The sequence below is a fragment of the Pseudoalteromonas sp. P80D2 genome (genome assembly GCF_036680945.1).
Classification (GTDB): Bacteria; Pseudomonadota; Gammaproteobacteria; order Enterobacterales; family Alteromonadaceae; genus Pseudoalteromonas; species Pseudoalteromonas shioyasakiensis.
The window spans coordinates 26,790-47,500 of sequence record NZ_JAZDAR010000047.1 but is presented as its reverse complement, the minus strand read 5'-3'; the positions used below and the strand labels follow the sequence as shown (position 1 = coordinate 47,500).

General features: G+C 41.2%; 18 protein-coding genes. 10 read left to right on the top strand and 8 right to left on the bottom strand.

Annotated elements, in window-relative coordinates:
• Positions 1–4: 4 nt before the first annotated feature.
• From VRK28_RS12165 to VRK28_RS12150, 4 genes are all read right to left on the bottom strand, one after another.
• Positions 5–1,348, bottom strand: coding sequence for a Na(+)-translocating NADH-quinone reductase subunit A (locus VRK28_RS12165; protein ID WP_054562348.1), 1,344 nt, complete (start codon positions 1,346–1,348; stop codon positions 5–7).
• Positions 1,349–1,696: 348 nt separating this feature from the next.
• On the bottom strand, positions 1,697–2,890 hold the full coding sequence (gene fabV / locus VRK28_RS12160; RefSeq protein WP_058586502.1) for an enoyl-ACP reductase FabV: 1,194 nt from the start codon (positions 2,888–2,890) through the stop codon (positions 1,697–1,699).
• Positions 2,891–3,133: 243 nt separating this feature from the next.
• Entirely contained in the window at positions 3,134–3,445 is a 312-nt protein-coding gene (locus VRK28_RS12155) for a BolA family protein (RefSeq protein ID WP_054554277.1), read from the bottom strand.
• 73 nt (positions 3,446–3,518) lie between these two features.
• The gene (locus VRK28_RS12150; RefSeq protein WP_062566710.1) at positions 3,519–4,106 is read right to left on the bottom strand and encodes an alpha-ketoglutarate-dependent dioxygenase AlkB family protein; all 588 of its coding nucleotides are present in this window, start codon (positions 4,104–4,106) and stop codon (positions 3,519–3,521) included.
• 41 nt (positions 4,107–4,147) lie between these two features.
• On the opposite strand from VRK28_RS12150, the gene VRK28_RS12145 reads away from it, so the two are divergent.
• The 4 genes from VRK28_RS12145 to VRK28_RS12130 are packed head-to-tail and all read left to right on the top strand — an operon-like array spanning position 4,148 to position 7,882.
• Positions 4,148–5,281 (top strand): methyltransferase, encoded by a 1,134-nt coding sequence (locus VRK28_RS12145; protein ID WP_054562349.1) that lies wholly within the window; start codon positions 4,148–4,150, stop codon positions 5,279–5,281.
• A gap of 13 nt (positions 5,282–5,294) precedes the next feature.
• Positions 5,295–5,846, top strand: coding sequence for a YajG family lipoprotein (locus tag VRK28_RS12140; protein WP_054562307.1), 552 nt, complete (start codon positions 5,295–5,297; stop codon positions 5,844–5,846).
• 2 nt (positions 5,847–5,848) lie between these two features.
• The gene (locus tag VRK28_RS12135; RefSeq protein WP_054562308.1) at positions 5,849–6,466 is read left to right on the top strand and encodes a peptidylprolyl isomerase; all 618 of its coding nucleotides are present in this window, start codon (positions 5,849–5,851) and stop codon (positions 6,464–6,466) included.
• Between the two features lie 36 nt (positions 6,467–6,502).
• Positions 6,503–7,882 carry an AmpG family muropeptide MFS transporter gene (locus VRK28_RS12130; protein WP_054562309.1) on the top strand — a complete coding sequence of 460 codons (1,380 nt, stop codon included), beginning with the start codon at positions 6,503–6,505 and terminating at the stop codon, positions 7,880–7,882.
• A gap of 118 nt (positions 7,883–8,000) precedes the next feature.
• Here the strand turns inward: VRK28_RS12130 and VRK28_RS12125 are convergent, their stop codons facing one another.
• Positions 8,001–8,240: a helix-turn-helix domain-containing protein gene (locus VRK28_RS12125; RefSeq protein ID WP_054562310.1), complete on the bottom strand. Its 240-nt coding sequence runs from the start codon at positions 8,238–8,240 to the stop codon at positions 8,001–8,003.
• Positions 8,241–8,551: 311 nt separating this feature from the next.
• Here VRK28_RS12125 and VRK28_RS12120 point away from each other — a divergent pair, with 311 nt between their 5' ends.
• On the top strand, positions 8,552–8,725 hold the full coding sequence (locus VRK28_RS12120; protein WP_165385093.1) for a hypothetical protein: 174 nt from the start codon (positions 8,552–8,554) through the stop codon (positions 8,723–8,725).
• Positions 8,726–8,764: 39 nt separating this feature from the next.
• Here the strand turns inward: VRK28_RS12120 and VRK28_RS12115 are convergent, their stop codons facing one another.
• From VRK28_RS12115 to erpA, 3 genes are all read right to left on the bottom strand, one after another.
• Positions 8,765–11,839, bottom strand: coding sequence for an efflux RND transporter permease subunit (locus tag VRK28_RS12115; RefSeq protein ID WP_062566709.1), 3,075 nt, complete (start codon positions 11,837–11,839; stop codon positions 8,765–8,767).
• Positions 11,840–11,841: 2 nt separating this feature from the next.
• Positions 11,842–12,933 carry an efflux RND transporter periplasmic adaptor subunit gene (locus tag VRK28_RS12110; RefSeq protein WP_062566708.1) on the bottom strand — a complete coding sequence of 364 codons (1,092 nt, stop codon included), beginning with the start codon at positions 12,931–12,933 and terminating at the stop codon, positions 11,842–11,844.
• A gap of 103 nt (positions 12,934–13,036) precedes the next feature.
• Positions 13,037–13,375, bottom strand: a complete 339-nt coding sequence (erpA, locus tag VRK28_RS12105; RefSeq protein ID WP_036966451.1) for an iron-sulfur cluster insertion protein ErpA — start codon at positions 13,373–13,375, stop codon at positions 13,037–13,039.
• A gap of 372 nt (positions 13,376–13,747) precedes the next feature.
• Between erpA and VRK28_RS12100 the strand changes: the two genes are divergently transcribed.
• The 5 genes from VRK28_RS12100 (at position 13,748) to VRK28_RS12080 (ending at position 20,692) form a co-directional block, all read left to right on the top strand.
• Positions 13,748–15,931 carry a diguanylate cyclase domain-containing protein gene (locus tag VRK28_RS12100; RefSeq protein ID WP_332394008.1) on the top strand — a complete coding sequence of 728 codons (2,184 nt, stop codon included), beginning with the start codon at positions 13,748–13,750 and terminating at the stop codon, positions 15,929–15,931.
• Between the two features lie 71 nt (positions 15,932–16,002).
• Positions 16,003–17,334, top strand: coding sequence for a transporter substrate-binding domain-containing protein (locus tag VRK28_RS12095; RefSeq protein ID WP_332394007.1), 1,332 nt, complete (start codon positions 16,003–16,005; stop codon positions 17,332–17,334).
• 99 nt (positions 17,335–17,433) lie between these two features.
• Entirely contained in the window at positions 17,434–19,116 is a 1,683-nt protein-coding gene (locus VRK28_RS12090) for a chloride channel protein (protein ID WP_062566705.1), read from the top strand.
• 20 nt (positions 19,117–19,136) lie between these two features.
• Positions 19,137–19,571, top strand: a complete 435-nt coding sequence (locus VRK28_RS12085; RefSeq protein WP_063527350.1) for a CopD family protein — start codon at positions 19,137–19,139, stop codon at positions 19,569–19,571.
• Between the two features lie 104 nt (positions 19,572–19,675).
• A complete protein-coding gene (locus VRK28_RS12080; protein WP_054554265.1) occupies positions 19,676–20,692 on the top strand; it encodes an aspartate carbamoyltransferase in 1,017 nt (338 codons plus the stop codon).
• Positions 20,693–20,711 lie beyond the last annotated feature (19 nt).

Here is a 20,711-nt window from a genome sequence, read left to right as displayed (position 1 = left end):
CTCTCTAGCCTTCCTTCTCGATCGTAGTCAAGCAATCGCGTAGGATTGAACCGTACTCGTATTTACCTGGACAAACGAAGGTACATAATGCTAAATCTTCTTCATCAAGCTCTAGCGCACCTAACGAAATAGCACCATCAAGATCACGTGCGATTAAATCACGTAATAATAGTGTAGGTAGGATGTCTAAAGGCATAACACGCTCATAGCTACCAATTGGAACCATGGCACGCTTCGAACCACCTGTTGAAGTCGTCATGTTAAATAGACGGCTAGGAGCAAGGTGAGATAAGAAGGTACGTGTTACTGAGAACTTGTTAGCACCTGGTGCGATCCAACCGAATAGCTCTTTTTCGCGACCTTCAAGTAATACAGATACTTGAACATGGTAACGACCTAAGAACGCGTGTGGACCTTGAGAAATAGCGCCTGATAATACAGAACCAGAAATTACACGGTTATCACCGTCTTCTAATTCACCAGCAACTAAATCATCTAAAGATGCACCTAGCTGAGTTTTCACTAAGCGTGGGTTTTTAACACGTGGACCAGCAAGAGAAACAACACGGTCTGTGAAGATTTCACCTGTTAGGAATAAATTACCAAACGCGATTACGTCTTGGTAACCTAAGTGCCAAACCTGCTTGCTTGCAGAAACTGGGTCTAAGTTATGAATGTGTGTACCAACAAGACCTGCCGGATGCTTGCCACCAAACTCATGTACTTCTACTTGAGGGATTGATGAACTAGGCACTTGGCTACCAGCTTGTTTACAAACAAATACTTTGCCGTCAGTTAAACGAGATACCACAGCTAAACCAGCTTCAAATGCTTGAGTGTTCTCAGCAATGATTACTGCAGGATCTGCAGCTAGCGGGTTAGTGTCGATAGCCGTTACAAAGATAGAGCTAGGATTTGCATCCAAAGCAGCTACTCTGCTGAATGGGCGAGCACGTAGTGCTGTCCATTGACCTGACTGAACTAGTACTTCTTTAACTTTTTCACGGTCTAAGCCCGAAAGCTCGTCGGCCTTGAAAGAGTCAAAGGTGATTTGCTCACTGCCATTAACTTCAATAACAACAGATTGCAGCACACGTTTAGCACCACGATTGATTTCTTTAACTACCCCAGAAGCTGGTGCAGTAAATAAGACGCCTGGGTTCTTTTTGTCTTCAAAAAGTACCTGGCCTTTTTTGACTTGGTCATCCACGCGAACATGCATGGTTGGACGCATACCAATATATTCTTCACCTAGCACAGCTACACGTTTGACGGCAGAACCATCGTGAATAACTTGCTGAGGTGCGCCCTCTATCGGTAAATCCAGACCTTTTTTTATGTTGATCATACGCACTTGCATTACATTAACGGAAAGAAACTGAAAAATCGTACCAACCACGTCGCCATTTGATATGCTCAAGTTAAACTCTAAGTATCAAAGAATAGCCTGTTTAACACCCCAAACAAGCAACGCAGTAAACTCCTCACATATATTGCCCGAATTTTAACATCAATCAGGGTGACTATGCGAGAGCAAATATGAAATTTATACGACAGATACGGTTATTTAGACTACAAAAACCTTTTGAATAAAATTCAATATAGACCAAAGTGCTATTGATGATGTTTTATTTTCACCCATAAACAAAAAAGTCGCTTAAAAAAGCGACTTTACAAAATCAAGTTTGTTCAGTGATTAATCGATCAGCTGTGAAATCGCAACATCAGGATTCACATCTTGCTCGTAATCTACACTGTCGATACCAAAACCGAATAAACGTAAAAATTCATTGTGGTAACCCACGTAATCCGTTAATTCGTCAATCGTATCTGTATCTACTGTATCCCAAACATGTTGTACACGAGCTTGAACATCATCTTCTAACTCTTTGTAGTTTTGGAATAAATGACCACCTTCGTCAAAACGTGGGGTTTCACCGTAAAGGTTTTCAGTAAATAGTGAGTGAATTTGCTCAATGGTACCTTCATATGTCCCGTCTGCTTTCATTACTTTGAATAAAGCAGAGATATATAAAGGCATAATTGGAATTGCCGAGCTTGCTTGTGTCACAACCGCATTTAATGAAGAAACATACGCTTCACCATTTAAGCCTTTTGTAGACTCTTTGATTGCTTGAGTTGCACGGTCAAGATCTTCTTTCGCTTTACCAATTGTCGCATGACCGTAAATTGGCCACGTTAACTCTTTACCGATATAAGTGTAAGCAGTCGTTTTGAAGTTATCAGCTAGCACATCCGCTTCTTTTAATGCGTCAATCCACATTTCCCAATCTTCACCGCCCATTACTTTAATTGTATTGTCGATGTCTTCTTGACTTGCTGCTTCAACCGTTACTTCATCAATCACACGCTTTGAAGTGTTTAGGTTCTTCGTTGTGATATCTGAGCCAATAGGCTTAAGTGTTGATGAGTAAGTTTCGCCTGTATTTGGATCAGTACGACGAGGTGACGCTAGGCTGTAGATAACTAAATCAATTTTACCTAGATCAGCTTTGATAGTATCAATTGCTTTTTGCTTGATTTCGTTAGAAAACGCATCGCCATTGATATTTTTAGACCATAAACCAGCTTCTTCAGCGGCTGCTTGGAATGCTGCAGTGTTGTACCAACCTGCAGAACCCGTTTTGCGTTCGCTACCTTCTTTTTCAAAGAAAATACCTAACGTTTTAGCACCGCCACCAAATGCAGCTGTGATACGTGATGCTAGGCCGTAACCTGTAGACGCACCAATCACTAATACATTCTTAGGTGCATTGCTCAGTGGTCCTTGCGCTTTCACATAATTAATTTGTTCTTGTACGTGCTCAGCACACCCTACTGGATGCGCGTTAGTGCAGATAAATCCACGAATTTTCGGCTTAATGACCATTGATCATCCTATATCTATCACAATAAAAATTAGCGCTAGTTTAAAGGCTAATAGTTAAAATACAGGTCTGATCAGTAAAACTTTTCAGACCCACTTAAATCTTTCGAGCTTAAAACCCCAAGTGACAAGCAGTTTAGAGTGACTGTCCTTCTAACTTTGAGTGACTGTCCTGCTAACTTTGAGTGACTGTCCTGCTAACTTTGAGTGACTGTCCTTCTAACTTTAGGTGGCTGTCCTGCTAAATTAGTCGAACTTTGAGCCACCTAAGCATTTAGGTGATTCAGGTGCCTGTCCATGTTGTTCACTAAACTCTTCGGGAGTAAATGTATGAATCGCTAATGCATGAATATGGTTTGCTAATTCATCTTTTAATAGCTCATTAATTTGACGATGACGTGCAAGTAAACGTTTACCTGCAAATTCTTCACTCACAACCACCACTTTAAAATGCGATTCAGTTCCACGGCTATGCATATGGCTTTCATTGACAACATTCAGGTGTTTACATTCGATACCCGCAGCAAGCTTTTGCTCAATTTGTTGTTGCATTGACATGTGTCATAGACCTTTAATAAGAAAATAATTGGCAGCTACTATATCAAGGGCATGACTCATTTTGCCAATGATTTTATATGATTGAACGAAAGGTGAGGTTAATTCGAGGGTGTTTGAGTCTTTGCTGCTTTGGCAAACTATGCTGGTAATCGCGCTGGCTAAAACCATTCATGATTAAACAGCTGCCACTTTGCAGCACAATGCTATGTTGTTCATTATTATGTTTGTGCTTTATTTTAAATATCCGTTCGGCCCCTAGTGATACAGAAGCGATTGTCGGTTGCTCCCCAAGTTCTTTCTCATCGTCACTATGCCAGCCCATACAATCATGACCATCTCGATACAAATTAACTAAAAGCGCATTGAATGGTATCTGCAAAGTTCTTGATAAGCGTACACGCATAGCATCAAGCACCTCCGGCCATGGCTCAACGATTAACTGTGAACCCGAGTAACCATAACTTACGTTCTGATCAGCAATAAAGCATTGCAAACGTGGGATCACATGGCTTTTTCCGTACACTTTTATAGTTGGTTGTTGCCAATTGAGCTGTTGCTGAAGAAAGTAAAATAACTCGAGGCTTTTTTGTGCACTCAATGCATTAGCTTGGTAAGAAAATCCATCAGGTAAATGATTAGGGTTGGCGTTTGGCTGTTGCATGTTAGAATTTACCTATACATTAATACATTCGTAAAATCATGATGACCACCCAAGCACAGCTCGGTGATAACACCTATACCCTAGAACGCTTTCCGTTAGATCAAAAGAATCGCAGTCTTCAAGCGTGGGACTCAGGCGATGAGTACCTTGTCAATTATGTACAAGAGCACTATCCAGATGCAAATTCAATCCTGATACTCAATGACAGTTTTGGCGCTTTAGCCTGTGCCTTTAATACGTTAACAGTTTATTCAGTTAACGACTCGTATATTGGTCATCAAGCTACCCGCTATAATTTACAAGCTAATGAGTTATCAACAGATTCTTTAACGCAACTGGACTCATTAGCAGCATTACCTAATCAGGTTGATTTAGTGATATTAAAAGTGCCACGCAATTTAGGCTATCTTCAGCATCAACTTGCCGCAATCAGTGCAGCTTTACCTGCCGACATTGATGTTATTGCAGCTGGAAAAACGAAAGACATTCACAACTCAACTATAAAGGCTTTTAGTCAGTATATCGGTGAAACATCAACCAGCTTAGCGGTTAAAAAGTCCCGCTTAATCATCAGTAAAACCAGCGGCCTTAATAAAGTTGCCCCCTTCCCTGTTAACTGGCCACTTGAAGGCAGTGAATTTGAAATACAAAACCATGCTAATGTTTTTTCACGAGATTCACTAGATATTGGCGCGCGCTTTTTCTTTAACTATTTGCCACAAACAAGTAAAGCCCGCAGCATCATTGATTTAGGCTGTGGTAATGGTGTTGTTGGCTTAATGACTTTAAAGCGTTGCCCTAAAGCCCATGTGACCTTCGTTGATGAGTCGTTTATGGCCGTTGAATCAGCTAAATTAAACGTCGCTCACAACCTACCAGAGCAATTAGAGCAGTGTGAGTTTGTCCAAAACGATTGCTTAACCGATTTTCAACCTAACAGTGTTGACCTCGTTTTATGTAATCCGCCATTCCACCAAGCGCAAGCGGTTACTGATCATATTGCATGGCAAATGTTCAAACAGGCAAAACACACATTAAAGCACGGTGGTGAATTAAGAATTATTGGTAATCGTCATCTAGACTATCATGAAAAGTTAAAACGCATGTTCGGCAATTGTAAGTTGTTAGGGTCTAACAAAAAGTTTGTCGTACTAAGTGCAACAAAGAATAATTAATGGAGCTAACTAAATGAAAAAAATACTTCCTTTATGTGCGGTGCTTGCGCTTGCGGCATGTAGCAACCAACCCAATCAATTAATTTTAAACCCCGTTTATCAAGGCGGCAAAATTTCAAACCTTAGTACTAGCGTTAGTACTAGCGTAATTGATTTACGCGGCGACAACGTGACCCTAAAAATTATTGAATCAGATAAAACTAAAACGCTTGCCAGCCCAGGTATAACTGATTCAGTGAAAAGCGCTCTAGACAGTGCATTAAGCCGTAATGGGGCGAGTATATCAAACTTGGCGACAACACGCTTTGAATTAGATATTCATAAGCTACAAGCAGTTGTTACTGAAAAGATGATGACTCACACAAGTGACGCAACTATTGAATTAGGCTTAAGAGTAATCAGAAACTCAAGCACTTTCAGCAAGATATACCGTGGTAATGCAAACCTAGAAGGGCCACTCAGCCATGACCGTGCAAAAGTAGAAGGTCAGCTTAATAAGTTGACTGAGCAAATAATTACCCGCATTGTATCTGACCCAGAATTAATCGCCTATTTAGAAGGTTAACTATGAAGCGTATTTTATTACTTAGTTTTATATTGTTTTTTGCTCACAGTTCATTCGCAGCGACTGAGGGTAAATTTATTCAAAAAGATAATATGTTTCCACGCGTAGAAATTGTCACTACGCTTGGCAGTATTGTGGTCGAAATGGATCGTTCACGCGCACCAATAACCGTAAATAACTTTCTAACTTACGTTGCCGACGGTAGCTATCAAGGTAGTGTGTTTCACCGTGTAGAACGTGATGAAGACAACGAACGTGATTTTGTTATTCAAGGCGGTGGTTACGATAAAGACTATGATGGTCTGTACGAAGGTGACCCTATTTTTAATGAAAGTGGCAACGGGTTAAAAAACGATATGTATAGCATCGCAATGGCATATCAAGACCGTAAACCTCACTCAGGTACTCGTCAGTTTTTCTTTAACATGGACGATAACGATCATCTTAATCCTGGTCGCGACTGGGGCTTTGCCGTATTCGGTATGGTCATGGATGGCTATGACACACTAGACAAAATCATGCGTGTCGAAACCGCTTTTAACGAAAAAATAGGTTACAGCTTTGTACCCAAAGATCCTGTTGTTATCTTAAATGTAAAAGTGCTTGACGCTAATCAATAATAAATAGGGGCGCATGCCCCTTAAACTGGCAACACTATGACAAAACCCCTTTCTATTTCAGAGTATTTCTCGTACTTCAAAGATAAACGTTTAATCAATATATTCATCTTTGGTATCAGTAGTGGCTTTCCTTGGGTATTGATTGGCTCTGTCATGTCGGCTTGGCTAAAAGACGAAGGCTTAAGCCGCAGTATGATCGGGCTATTTGGCATCGTGTTTGGTGCGTATAGCATTAACTTTTTATGGTCACCGCTCGTTGACCGTGTAAAGTTACCTGTTTTATTTAACTGGCTAGGCCAGCGCCGTAGCTGGATTTTACTTTGCCAGTCAGTGATTTTTATTGGCACCTTTTCACTTGCTGGGCTCGATATCAAGGCCAACCTCTGGTTTGCTGCCGCGCTGTGTTTAGTTATTGCTATCGCTTCTGCGACTCAAGATATTGCTATTGATGCGTTTCGTATCGACACTTTAGCCGAAAACGAAAGCCACAAAGCCACCGCAGCGGCTGCAATGGCCACTTCAGGTTGGTGGAGCGGTTACGCCCTATTAGGCGCCCTGCCATTTTATATGGCCGACATCCCTTCAATTGATTGGCCACAAGTTTACTTTTTCTTATCTGTGGTAATGCTGCTATTAATGAGCAGCGTATTGTGGGCAAAAGAACCCGAATCAAACCGTGATGCTGTGCAAGCTGAGCTTGAACAAACCTATCAACAAAAGCTAGCTGGTAGTACGCAGACTCGCTTTGCTAAAGTTATTGCATGGCTTGCTGTAACCGTTTTTGATCCTTTCAGAACCTTCTTTGCCCGTAATGGCGTAAAAACAGCATTGGCATTATTGGCCTTTATTTTCTTATTTAAAATCGGTGAAGCCTTTTTAGGGCGAATGTCTATCGTGTTTTATAAAGAAGTGGGCTTTTCAAATAGTGACATAGCGACCTTCTCAAAAGTGGGCACTGCAGTGCTCACCATCGCTTTTACTTTTTTAGGAAGCTTATTCAATCAACGCTATGGCATTGTAAAAGGCTTGTTTATTAGTGGTATTGCGATGGCAGCCTCAAACCTTGCCTTTGCTTGGATTGCGATTGCAGGTCCTAAACTAAGCCTGTACGCGTTTGCTATTATTATTGATGGTTTCACCCAAGCTTGGTCACTGGTTGCCATGGTGGCGTTTATATCCATGTTATGTGATAGAGCATTTAGTGCGACCCACTATGCACTACTTGCTTCATTAGGTAATTTAGGCAGAACCTTACTGTCGAGCTACAGCGGCGTGGTTATTGATGACTGGTTAGGTGGAAACTGGGCGATGTTCTTTGTGCTAACTGCATTGATGGTGATCCCATCACTGGTATTTTTATTCTTAATTCGTCATAAGCTTTATGCGTTAGAAAACAACTATCACCAAAACAATTAACAAATCTGATACGTATGTGATTAAAGAGAGGGTGATGCAAGGGAGAGACTTTAAATAGCGCTTCCTTGCACTATTTGTATTACTTTAAAAGCGGCGTTTCGCTTTTAGTAATGAATAATTAAGCGTCTTTAAGTAAATTAAGACCTTCGTACGGGTCAACTTCTAAAGCATCACAATAACGCATGAATTCAATTACATCTAAACGACGTTCTTGGTTTTCAATTTTACCAATGAAAGAATGCGGCGTACCTAAAACCTGTGCAAGGCTACGCATTGTATGACCTTTCTCATGACGCTTAGTTTTAAGCCATTTCGTTAATTTCGAGTTTTCTTCAGAAGAAACTGTTTTACCCATCATAAAATACATCTCCTACTAGATGATTCAAGTTAATAATTTAAGAGTGAAATTTGCCCGTCTCACTCTTGGACACATTATATACTAATAATTTTCAGTTTGAATGATTAATTATACAAATGTCCACCTTTTAGGTATGGACCTTTTTAGTATACAAGCTTAAGTGTAGCTAAAATTAAAGCATGTGCTCTATAGTTAACTGGTTAACTGTACCAAAAAATTGATCAATTGGAAGTGTAACAAGATGAAAGTATCACTTTAAATTCTGCATATTTATGCTTAAAGTGTATGTAAATACCGAAAAAGGCTAGGAAATGTTTCGTATATTATTTTTGTTGCCAATTGTACTGTGTGTAGCTTGGTACCTATTTTTAAAACAAAATCGTGTACCAATTAAGCAAGGCAAGAAAGGGTTTGTGTATATTTTAATCGCCTCTGCGTTAGTTTTAGGCTTCTTTTTACTGATGATTAAAGTGACCCAACACTAGGGTCACTCATTTTTAATTAATCAGTAACGAATTTACCGATTACCGACGACGATCTCGCAGCATTAACAAGCAAGGCGTAAGTACCAGTGTTAATACAGTGGCAAATGTTAAACCACCCGCAACAGCCGTGGCCAATTGCACCCACCACTGAGTAGATGGCGCACCAAAATCAATATGACGGTTAAATAAGTCAATATTCACTTGCAGTACCATCGGCATTAATCCCAAAATGGTGGTCACAGTCGTTAACAATACTGGCCTTAAACGCTGAGCACCAGTTCGTAAAATCGCATCTTTTGCAGCAAGACCTTGGCTACGTAAAACATTATAGGTATCAATCAATACAATATTGTTATTAACCACAATACCTGCAAGCGAGATAACCCCGATGCCTGACATCACGATACCAAACGGTTGCTGTAATACGATTAAACCTAAGAAAACACCCACAGTTGAAAACAGTACGGCACTTAAAATCAAAAATGCTTGATAAAAACTATTAAATTGCGTTACCAGAATGATACCCATCACAAACAGGGCAACTACAAAAGCCTGCTCAAGGAAGGCTTCTGATTCATCTTGATCTTCGGTTTCACCACGCACTTTAATTTTCACGCGCGGATCTAGTCCTTGCTCCTCTAGTTGCGCTTGTAAGCGTGGCAACGCTTTAGCAAGTTGTTCACCTGGTTTCATGTCGGCATTAACGGTAACAACGCGCTGAGAATCAACGCGGCGAATTGTATCGACCTTAGGAGCTGCTTGGCGCTCAACAAAGTGACTAATTGGCACTTGCCCGTGCATAGTTTTTACACGCAACGTTTCAAGACGTCCTAAATCTCGCTTGTCATGCGGGAAGCGTACGCGAATATCAATCTCGTCATCAACATCATCAGGGCGGTATTCACCCAGTTTCAAACCATTGGTAATAAGCTGAACATTGGCCCCTAGCATACTGGCATCCGCACCAAAACGAGCCGCATCCGAACGGTTCAATTTAAGTTGCCACTCAATACCTGGTTTTGAAGCACTGTCATCAACATTTCGAAACGCGCCATCATTTTCGATGGCTTGCCTTACTCGTTTAGCTTCACTGTTAAGCACATCAACAAATCGAGAGCTCAGCTCAATACTTAGCGCTTTGCCACCACCGGGGCCGTTTTCATCTTTACGAAGTTCGATTTCGACACCGGCATAACTTGCCGTGATTTCGTTAACTTGACTGATTATATCTTCGGCAGGTGGACGCTCATCCCAATCTTTTAGATTCATTCTAAACGTGCCTACCTGATCTTTACCGCCAGTACGAGCATACAAGGTTTTAATACCCTCCACTTTTAAAATGCGTGACTCAATGTCTTTCATGATCACGTCTTTTTCAAAAATAGATAAGTCACTGTAAGAACGTACTTTGATATTAACGCCATTTGGCTCAACATCAGGAAAGAACTCAACGCCTAACTTAGAGACAGCAAATGCAAAGAATACCAAAATAGAAAACACGATTGCAGCAGCTAGGCTCCACCAAGGGCGCTCTGTTGCATAATCAAGCACTCGAATATAACGCCCAAGCATCCCTTTGATTTGCGTTAAATCGCCGCACTCTGCTAACTCTAAATCCTGTTTTTGCTGTTCAGAGAGCGGCCGTGACTTTCCTATTAATCCACCAATCGTTGGCACAAACACCAATGCCATAAGTAATGACGCAGTCAAGGTGGCAATAAGCGTAATCGGCAAGTATTTCATAAACTCGCCCATCATTCCCGGCCAAAATATTAGCGGTGCAAAGGCCGCTAATGTCGTTGCCGTAGAAGCGATGATTGGCCATGCCATTCGCTCAGCAGCCAGTTTATAAGCAGCCTTGCGCGGTTTGCCTTCACTCATTGCTCTGTCAGCAAACTCACTAACAACGATTGCACCGTCCACCAGCATACCGACAGCCATGATGAGAGCAAAAAGCACCACGATATTCACCGTTAAACCAAACACGGAGATCACTAAAATCCCGGTTAAGAATGAACCTGGAATGGCAATACCTACTAAGAAGGCGGTGCGCGCGCCAAGTACCGCCACAATAACGATAACCACCAACAATACAGCAGACAGCACATTATTTTGCAGATCAGAGAGCATCATTTTCACGTCTTTTGACATGTCGCCGGTGTAATCAACTCGTATATGATCAGGCCAAATTTTCTTGGCCTCATTCACCACTTTTTTAACTTGATCGACCGTATCAATAATATTTTCGCCAGCACGTTTTTTTACTTCCAGCGAAACCGCGTGGCGGCCATTAATACGTGCGATTGAGGTTGGGTCTTTATATGCTCGGCGAATTTTTGCTACGTCCATAAAACGCACCACCCTATCGCCAACAACTTTCACAGGTTGCTCCATCACATCCTGAATCGTCTCAAATACCGACGGAATTTTTACAGCAAAGCGGCCTTTACCAGTATCAAGGGTACCGGCAGCAACTAAGCGGTTGTTATTTGATAGCAGTTGAATAATGTCATTCGGTTCAAGGCCATAAGAAATCATCGCCAGTGGATCGACCTCAATTTCGACCATATCCTCGCGGTCACCACCTACATCAACTTCTAATACGCTAGAAATGCTTTCTAGTTCATCTTTAAGATTACGGGCAAGGGTTAGCAAACCTCGCTCTGGCGCATCACCTGACAAGGTTAATGTAATTGTTGGCTGCTGATCTTCCATCAAGATTTCATGAACTTCTGGCTCTTCTGATTCAGAAGGCAGCTTTGCCTTGGCTAAACTAACTTTATCTCGTACATCAGCTAAGGCTTCTTTGGGATCCATACCCGCGATAAACTCAAGGGTCACAGAAGCATGCCCTTCACTAGCTACCGCTGACATTTCTTTTACGCCTTCAATTGAGCGAAGCTCAATCTCCATCGGCCTAACTAATAGCCGCTCAGCATCTTCAGGGGAAATACCATCATGAATAATCGACACATAAATAAAGGGAATGGTGACATCGGGGTTCGCTTCTTTAGGGATGGTTTGATATGTCACCCACCCCGAGATCAGCAACAGGATGAAAATAGATAAAACTGTACGCGTGTGAGTCAACGACGCTTCGATTAAGTTTTTCATACTTAGTTGCTCGTTGCTTCAGTAAACACAGGCTCAACTTTGTCACCGGCACGCACAAAACCTTGACCAAGGGTAATAACATTCGCTTGCTCGCCTAAACCCCAAAGCCAAACGCCCTGCTCGGTACTTTTAGCTAAATTTACCGACTTAAACTCTACAATATTGTCGTCATTCACGACTTTTACGCCGATATTACCTTGTTCATCTAGGGCCATAAAAGCCGGGCTTAATAACATGGCAGGCTCAGTTGGCAACTCAATATTAAGCTGAGTCGAAAAACCTGCTTTATATTTCATACCTGGGTTTTCAAACGCCGCTTCGATGCGAAATGTATTGGTGCTGTCATCAGCAACAGAGGCAATATAACGAATTCGACCCGGATAGGTTTTGTCATTTAACACATGAGCAAAGGTAGCTTGCCCAACTTCTAAGCCTTGCACTTCTTTTTGAGTCGCATCGGCTCTGACAATTAACGGGTCTAAATCAGCGAGCTGCAAAATAGGGTCGCCTATGCCAACATAATCACCAATTTCGACTAAACGTTTGTTGATAACGCCATCAAAAGCAGCACGTACTTCAGTGCGCTCTAGCTTTAATTCAAGGCTTGCCAAAGTTGCTTTTGCTTGTTGCAACATAGCTTGTGCTTGCATGGTCAATACTTTGTTTTGTAAACCTTGCTGATTAAGTTTAAGCGCGCCTTCGTATTCAGTTTGGTACTGTGCAACTAAGGCTTCTGCTGATGTAATTTGGGCGGCTAAATCAGATTTATCGAGACGTAAAATAACCTGTTCTTGTTTTACAAACTGACCTTCTTCAACCAAAATTTCGAGTACTTGCCCTGCTTGCCTAGCGCTAATATTCGCGATTTTGTCTGGCTCTGATTTTCCATAAAAAGTTAGGTTTTTATTAATATTCTTAGCGACCAACGGCATCACTTGCACTTTAGGCAAGCGCTCTTGAACTTGCTGATCACTTTGCTGTGCTTTTTGATCTGCTTTGCTATCCCCAGATAGCATCCACAGTACAATCACCAAAACAATGGCGATAGCTAAAATATAGGGTTTCTTTTCTATTGTTGTAGTTATATTTGGCAACGCAAAATTCCTTCTAATAATGCGTAAAATTTAGCAGAGGCAAGATATTATGAGAAATTAAAGCAATAAAAAAGCCACATAAAGTGGCTTTTTTAAATAATTCTTAAACGCTGAAGCTGGCTCCGCAACCACAGGTCGTTGTTGCATTTGGGTTATTAACAAAAAAGCGTGCGCCTTCAAGCCCTTCGGTGTAATCCACGGTACCATCAACTAAATATTGAATACTCATAGGGTCGACAACAAGCGTTACACCATTTTTAACAATTTCTAAATCGCCAGGGTTAGCTTTTTCATCAAAAGTAAAACCATATTGGAAACCTGAGCAACCACCACCTGTTACATAAACACGTAGTTTAAGATCTGGATTCTCTTCTTCTTCGATTAACTGTTTAACACGAACAGCTGCTGCATCGCTGAACTTGATTGGCAACTCATCTGACATACCAAAACCCTCAAAACCTATATTGGCCGCAATTATCTAATACCCGAGTGTTTTAATCAAGTATCACCAGAAGAGCATCTCAATTATGGTGAGGGTAACTGGCTAACCCATTCGCCTTGGACTAAAGTTTATTTGCACTACATTTTGGCTGGCATGAGTTTGCACTGAGGGAAGATAATTGTGATAGAGCATTTCAAGCTGCATTTTATAACTGATAATTTAAGCAGTGCGCAGGTCATTCCAGCTGAATACGATTTGCTCCTTGTGTTTGCTTCTATTCTCACAGCCGTATTTGCTTCGTATATCTCTTTTTTATTATCTGCTCGAATCAAACACTCTTATCTAAAAAATGAAAGTCAGATATGGACCATCATGGCTTCGTGTTTTTTAGGTATAGGAATTTGGGGTATGCACTTTGTAGGTATGCTTGCTTATACCTTACCCATCCCTATTGAATACAACATTAGCATTACTTTGATATCAATATTGCCAAGTGTGTTTGCCAGTTACATCGTGCTATCACCAGCACTGCAAACCGACAAAGGGCTACTATTTAGAAGTGTGCTAATGGGTGCTGGCATTGGCTCGATGCATTTTGTTGGCATGATGGCGATGGTGATGCCTGCAACAATGGCTTATGAGCCTTGGTTGTTCTCTTTATCTATTATCGTCGCTATTGTGCTGTCAGGTATTGCATTAAAAATTAATGATTTTCGACTTGCCAAAGGGGTTCATCAAACACGGATGAACTTAGTGGTGGCCTTGATAATGGGCAGTGCAATTTCGGGAATGCATTACATTGGCATGATTTCGATGTCGGTTTTTGAAACTGAATACACCACCTATGTTACAACCCACGACTACTCGACGTTAGCACAACTTATTATTTTTATTCTGGTGGCATTAAGTCTGTTTGTATTGGGTACTGTTGAACTCAGAGCAAGGAGCTTATTATCAGCAAAACTGAAAGCAGTACTTAATACCGTACAAGATGTGGTAATTAGCTTTAATAATGAAGGAAAAATTGAATTTGCAAACCCGGCTGTTATCCATGTTTTTGGCTATCAGCCGCATGATTTAATAGGCAAACATATTCGCACCCTGATCCCTGAAAGATCGTTAGAACTTGATGAAATCCTCAGAGATTCACAACTCAGCAAAAGAACGGCGGGTAAAAGTAGCAGTCGGCTCTTAAAAGGACAACGAGCGAATAAAAAACGTTTTCCTATTACGTTAACCATCAGCTCTATTGGTAAAAAAGAGTCAGGTCCTTATGTGGCGACAATAAAAGATTTGTCTGATATTCGAAACCAAGAGGCCTTTACGCAAACTATTTTCGATAATTTACCCATCATGTTATTTGTAAAAGAAGCAGAGCATCTAACTTTTAGCCATGTGAATAAAGCGGGTGAGCAACTCCTCGGTAAAAATAAAGACCAACTAATCGGTTTAAATGACTTTGATATTTTCAGTAATGAACAGGCAGCTAGTTTCGTGCAAACCGATCGCGATGTATTGAAAAGTGATGACACTCTAACTATAGAGGAAAAGCCAGTTACCATTGATGGTAATACTCATTACTTAAGGACACGGAAGCTCACTATTAAAGACAGTAATGGTAAAGCGCAATATTTATTGGACGTTTCTGAAGATGTCACTGAATTAAAACAAGCAAAAACCGAGCTTGAAAGCTTACACCAACGCATGTCTATGGCTGCAGATGCGGCTCATATTGGTATATGGGAGTGGAATTTTGACACTAATGAACTGATTTGGGATGACTGGATGCATACCTTATTTGAAATTCCAAAATCAGAATTTAAAGGGGACTATTCAGCATGGGCAAATAGCTTGCACCCAGATGAATATGAAGACGTGACTAACAAGTTGAAACTCGCAATTTTAAATGGTGAAGAATTCCATGCAGAGTTTCAAATTGTTCTGCCTTCTGGAAAAACCCGCTATATCAATGCTGATGGGCGAATATACGGCAACCGCATGATTGGTGTTAATTTCGATATCACGAAGCGTGTTATAGCAGAGAAGAAAATTAGGCAATTGGCACAAACAGACCATTTAACAGGTTTAGCGAATCGTAGCGCGCTTGAGCGATTCATCAAGCAAGAGTTTGCCCGAGTTGAGCGCACAGGCTCTAAGGTAGGTTGTCTGTATTTTGATCTTGATAAGTTTAAGCCAATCAACGATACCCATGGCCATGCAGTGGGAGATAAAGTACTGATAGAAGTTGCTAAACGCTTACAAGACACCGCTCGAAAAACCGATTGCGTTGCTCGCATTGGTGGTGATGAGTTTGTAGTTATTGTTACCGACATAGAAAACCAAGTACAAATAAACCGTGCACTATCACGATTGATCTGTGCGATTAAGGCGCCAATAAAATCAGAATATGGTGACTTGCATGTAGAAGCGAGTGTTGGCTTTGCCTTATATCCAGATGATGCGCAATCATTTGATGAATTACTTAGCATGGCCGATAAGCGTATGTATGACCAAAAACATCACTGCTTTAGTTGTAATGTTATGAACTGCAAATAAGCAAATTAATAATGCTAAAAAGTCTAATTTAGACGTATACTTATTAAACAATTAATAATGATTCTTTTTCCATGCTTACTCGCTTTTATTATTTTATGGTACTTGTTTTCAGCTCGCTTGCAGCTGCTGATAGCACGTACCAAGAAACATGGAAAATCACCTCTTTAGAAGCCCCGCCATACGCCAGTAGTAAAATGGAAAATGGCGGTGATGCTATTGCTCTATTAAGAGACACGCTTGCCAAAAAATCGATAAACCTCGAAGTTGAATATTTACCTTGGCAAGATGCAATAAAAAAAGCCCAGTTAACCGGCTACCTGGGTTATTACCCGGCTTGGCCCTCTGAAATGATACCTGGCTTTATAGCTTCAACCACTATTTTAAATTCTCAATTAGCTGTCATTACCACTCAGTCTAATTCACAAGATTTTGAAAATCTTGAACAGCTTTTTAATGAGAACAAAGTTGGCGTTGTTGAGCCTTATATTTACCCGGGTGTGGTCGAAAAAGTGATTCAATCCTATGCTGGCAGCATTGTGCAAACAGCAAACGATGAAGAGCTATTCCACTTAATGCAAACTAAGCAGATTAATTTTGCGATTACTGCGCCAAAAGTACTTAACTATTTTGCTGAGCAACAAAACCTACCTGAGCCAAAAATAGTAACTCAGTTTACCGACTCCCCATTAGTGATTGGTATACGGAATGACCCTGAAAACCGAGCTAAAATAGCCTTACTTAATGATTTATTTACTGGCGCAAAGCTATCTGCAACAAATTACTCTCGGCCAAAAAAGCTGTTGTTAACCTATATAGATATTCCGCGTGTAGCACCATTTAAAGCGTTAATGAGTGATGTTTATAATGATTTAAATATCAAAGTCCAGATGCAAGCAACACCATCTCGAAGAGGCGTATTGTTATTAAATGCAGGCATCGTTGACGGCGATATAGTGCGCTCACAAAGTAATATGCGTAAATTCGAGAATATTATTGTCGTAGAACCTAGCCTTGGCGTTATTAACTTAGTGCTCCTATGTCGAAAGTCGCTGCCATGCGATAGAGATAATTTATACAACCCTAACAACCTAATTATGAGCTCGATTGGTGATATAGAAATGCTTAATGAGTTTGATATTAAAGCCGAGATCATTCATAACGAAGATTTAAGTCACACGCTTACCATGCTAAAAAAAGGACGTGTCGATTACGCGCTTTATCCTGCGCTCAATAACGATATAACTACCTTTAAAAAAGACTTTTCAGTGGTGGTACTAAGGCAAATGGCTATCAACACGGTTATTCATAAAAAACATGCCCCACTGGTAGATGAAATATCTAAAGCTATTTCAGCTCGCTTGCCTGAATTAACGCAGCAAATTAATAATGGCAGCAAAGATTAGCTAGATTTACCCAAAATGCAGATAAAATTATAAAATCCCAACGACTTAGTTAATTTGATTTGCTAAACTGCGGCTCAAAAGTGCTGTGAGGAAATATGCATGTGGCTTGAGAGACTAAGACGTCGCCTAGCAAAGCCTAAAACATCTGTGCAATTGTGCTTACTTGGTGTAAGTGCAGGGTTAATTGCGGCAGTGTTGATCATACTTTTTCGCCTCACAATCATGTTTTTTCAAAGCTTATTTTTAGATAAGCCTGATGACTTCACCACTTTACCAACCTATGAGCGAATGATACTGCCAGTTGGTGCAGCCCTATTAATTGCCTTATTCGCCGCCCTAACAGGCTTTAAGCATTATCGTCTTGGCATTCCATTTGTAATTCACCGTATAAAAAAACACTATGGTCATATGCCGCTTTATAACACGGTGAACCAATTTGTTGGTGGCGCATTAGCCCTTATTAGTGGTTTTTCGGTCGGTCGAGAAGGCCCCTCTGTACATATGGGTGCAACAGGTGCCAGTTTACTGGCCGATAAATTACATCTTCCGCACAATGCAATGCGTACCCTCACCGGTTGTGGTGTTGCAGCCGGTATTGCTGCCTCATTTAACACCCCACTGGCAGCCGTCATCTTTGTTATGGAGGTGGTACTTAGGGAATATAAAGTGCATATTTTCGTGCCCATTATGCTCGCAGCGGTTACCGGCGCATTAGCCACTCAATTTGTATTTGGTGACGCTTCAGAGCTTGCCCTTATTACCATGAACCCGTTAAGTGGTTGGCATTACCCATTTTTAATCATTTTTGGTATGGCACTTGGCGCTGTTGCCTATGCATTTAACCAAAACTTGATGCTTATAATCCGTACTTTTAAACCACTAAGTATGTTCCCTCGTCTATTACTCGCAGGGTTAATAGCTGGCCTAATTGCATATATGGTTCCTCATGCAATGGGCTCAGGTATGAGTGCTATCACTATTGCTATTGAATCGCCAGATGATGTGCAGTTTTTAACAACCATCTTGATTGCCAAATTACTCGCCACCTTATTTGCCATTGGTTTAGGTATTCCAGGTGGGATCATCGGCCCTGTTATTGGGCTTGGGGTATTAATGGGCACCTTGATGGCCTTTTTCGCACAGTTCATTAGTCCGGGTGTTGATATCACAGGGACTTATAGCATGCTTGGCATGGCGGGGTTATTGGCTGCAACATTACACGCACCACTGGCTGCGCTTACTACAGTTATGGAATTGACCTCAAGCCCCGAGATTATTGTGCCAGCCATGCTGGTGATCTCAACGGCTTATGTTACAGCACTACAGTTTTTTGGTAACCGCTCTATTTTCATGCAACAACTCGATTTCCAAGGGCTTGAGTATCAAATATCGCCTGCTACCGAAGCATTACAAAAAGTAGGTGTGATGGATGAAATGGATGAGCAGTTCAAGCTGCTTTACAGTGACGACAAACAACAAATTAAAGAGTCGCTCGATGCCCTCGATAGCCAAACCCCGCTGATTGTTCATGATGAAGAGAATGGCTATCGTCTTGCTGAATATGATTTAAGCCTGATGTCTGATCAAGAAAGTAATATCAAATATGTCAGCCTTGCCGGCCTTAGTAGCCAAGCAACATTAGCCGATGCTTTTGACATATTAAAAGATAAACGCAGCGGTGCTGTGTATATTTACAACCTGCTTGATAACCAACAGATTATGGGCCTTTTGCGTTGGGACCAAATCAGACATATCCTTACCATACGCAACAGTTTGTTATAACAATTAAAATGGATGCTTAAATGACTGCGCTATTAGTTTATAAAACCTTCCACGTATTTTTTATGATTGCTTGGTTTGCCGGTATTTTTTACCTGCCACGTCTTTTTGTTTACCACGCAATGAGTGAAGAAAAAGCCTGTAACTCAATGCTGAAAGTAATGGAACGCCGCTTACTGTTTTTTGTGACGCCGTTTGCCATTTTAACATTGGTGTTTGGCGTACTGACCATTTTTGAATATGGTCGAGACTGGTTTAGATACAGCATGTGGCTGCACTACAAACTGGTGCTAGTGATTATTCTCTATATCTACCACGGCTATTGCTTTAAATTACTGGCTGACTTTAAGCATGACCGCAATACACGTAGCGATCGCTTTTACCGTATTTTTAATGAAGTTCCGGTACTCATCCTTTTAGCTATAGTGGCACTGGCAATTATTAAACCTAACTTATAATTTGCTGCTGTGAACGCTAAAAATTTGCTATAGTACTGCGCAAATTTATGCGGCCTCCCATACCGAGTGCCAGCGCCCTATAAATGTGATTAGGAACAAACCCCATGCTAAGTTTCCAAGGTGAAAATATCCTGTCGGTCAATCAGCTTGATCGAGATTGTATTGAACGTATTTTTGCAGTTGCTAAGAAAATGGAGCCTTATGCTAAAAAGCAAAAGCGCACCAATGTTTTAGAGGGCGCAATTTTAGCGAACTTGTTCTTTGAACCAAGCACGCGTACTCGCGTAAGTTTTGGTACTGCATTTAACTTACTAGGTGGTTTGGTTCGTGAAACAACGGGCATGCAAAGCTCAGCGCTTGCAAAAGGTGAATCTTTGTATGATACCGCACGCGTGATCTCAGCGTATGCAGATGCAGTCGCAATGCGCCACCCTGACGCAGGCTCTGTTGCTGAGTTTGCCACCGGGTGTGACGTGCCAGTGATTAATGGCGGTGACGGCCCGAATGAGCACCCAACACAAGCCTTACTAGACTTACTAACGATTGAACGTGAGCTAGGTCGTTTCAACCAAAGTATCGACGGTATGCATATTGCCCTAGTAGGTGATTTAAAATACGGCCGTACTGTGCACTCTTTATCTAAATTACTTTGCCATTATAAAGACGTTAAATTCTCTATGGTGGCACCTGATGGCTTACAAATGCCAGACTACATTTTAGATGCTGTTGATAACGCAGGTCATAAAATTCAAGTAGTAGATAAAATGGAAGGCAACTTGGCCGCCGATATTGTTTATCAAACCCGTATCCAAGAAGAGCGCTTCCCTTCTCAAGAAGAAGCTAACAAATACCGTGGTGGTTTCCGTATCAGTCAGGCTATTTACAACGCACACTGTAAGCCTAACTCTGTATTGATGCACCCACTTCCTCGTGACAGCCGTTTAGAAGCAAACGAGCTAGATAACGATTTAAATAGCAACGACAACCTAGCAATTTTCCGCCAAGTGCAAAATGGCGTGTTAATTCGCATGGCGTTGTTTGCTCTAACCTTAGATGTTGCCGACAAAGTTGAGCAATATGAAGTCGACGTGCCTTGGTTTAGCCGTAAACGTAATAGCTAAGCTACTTCGTGTGGGCTCT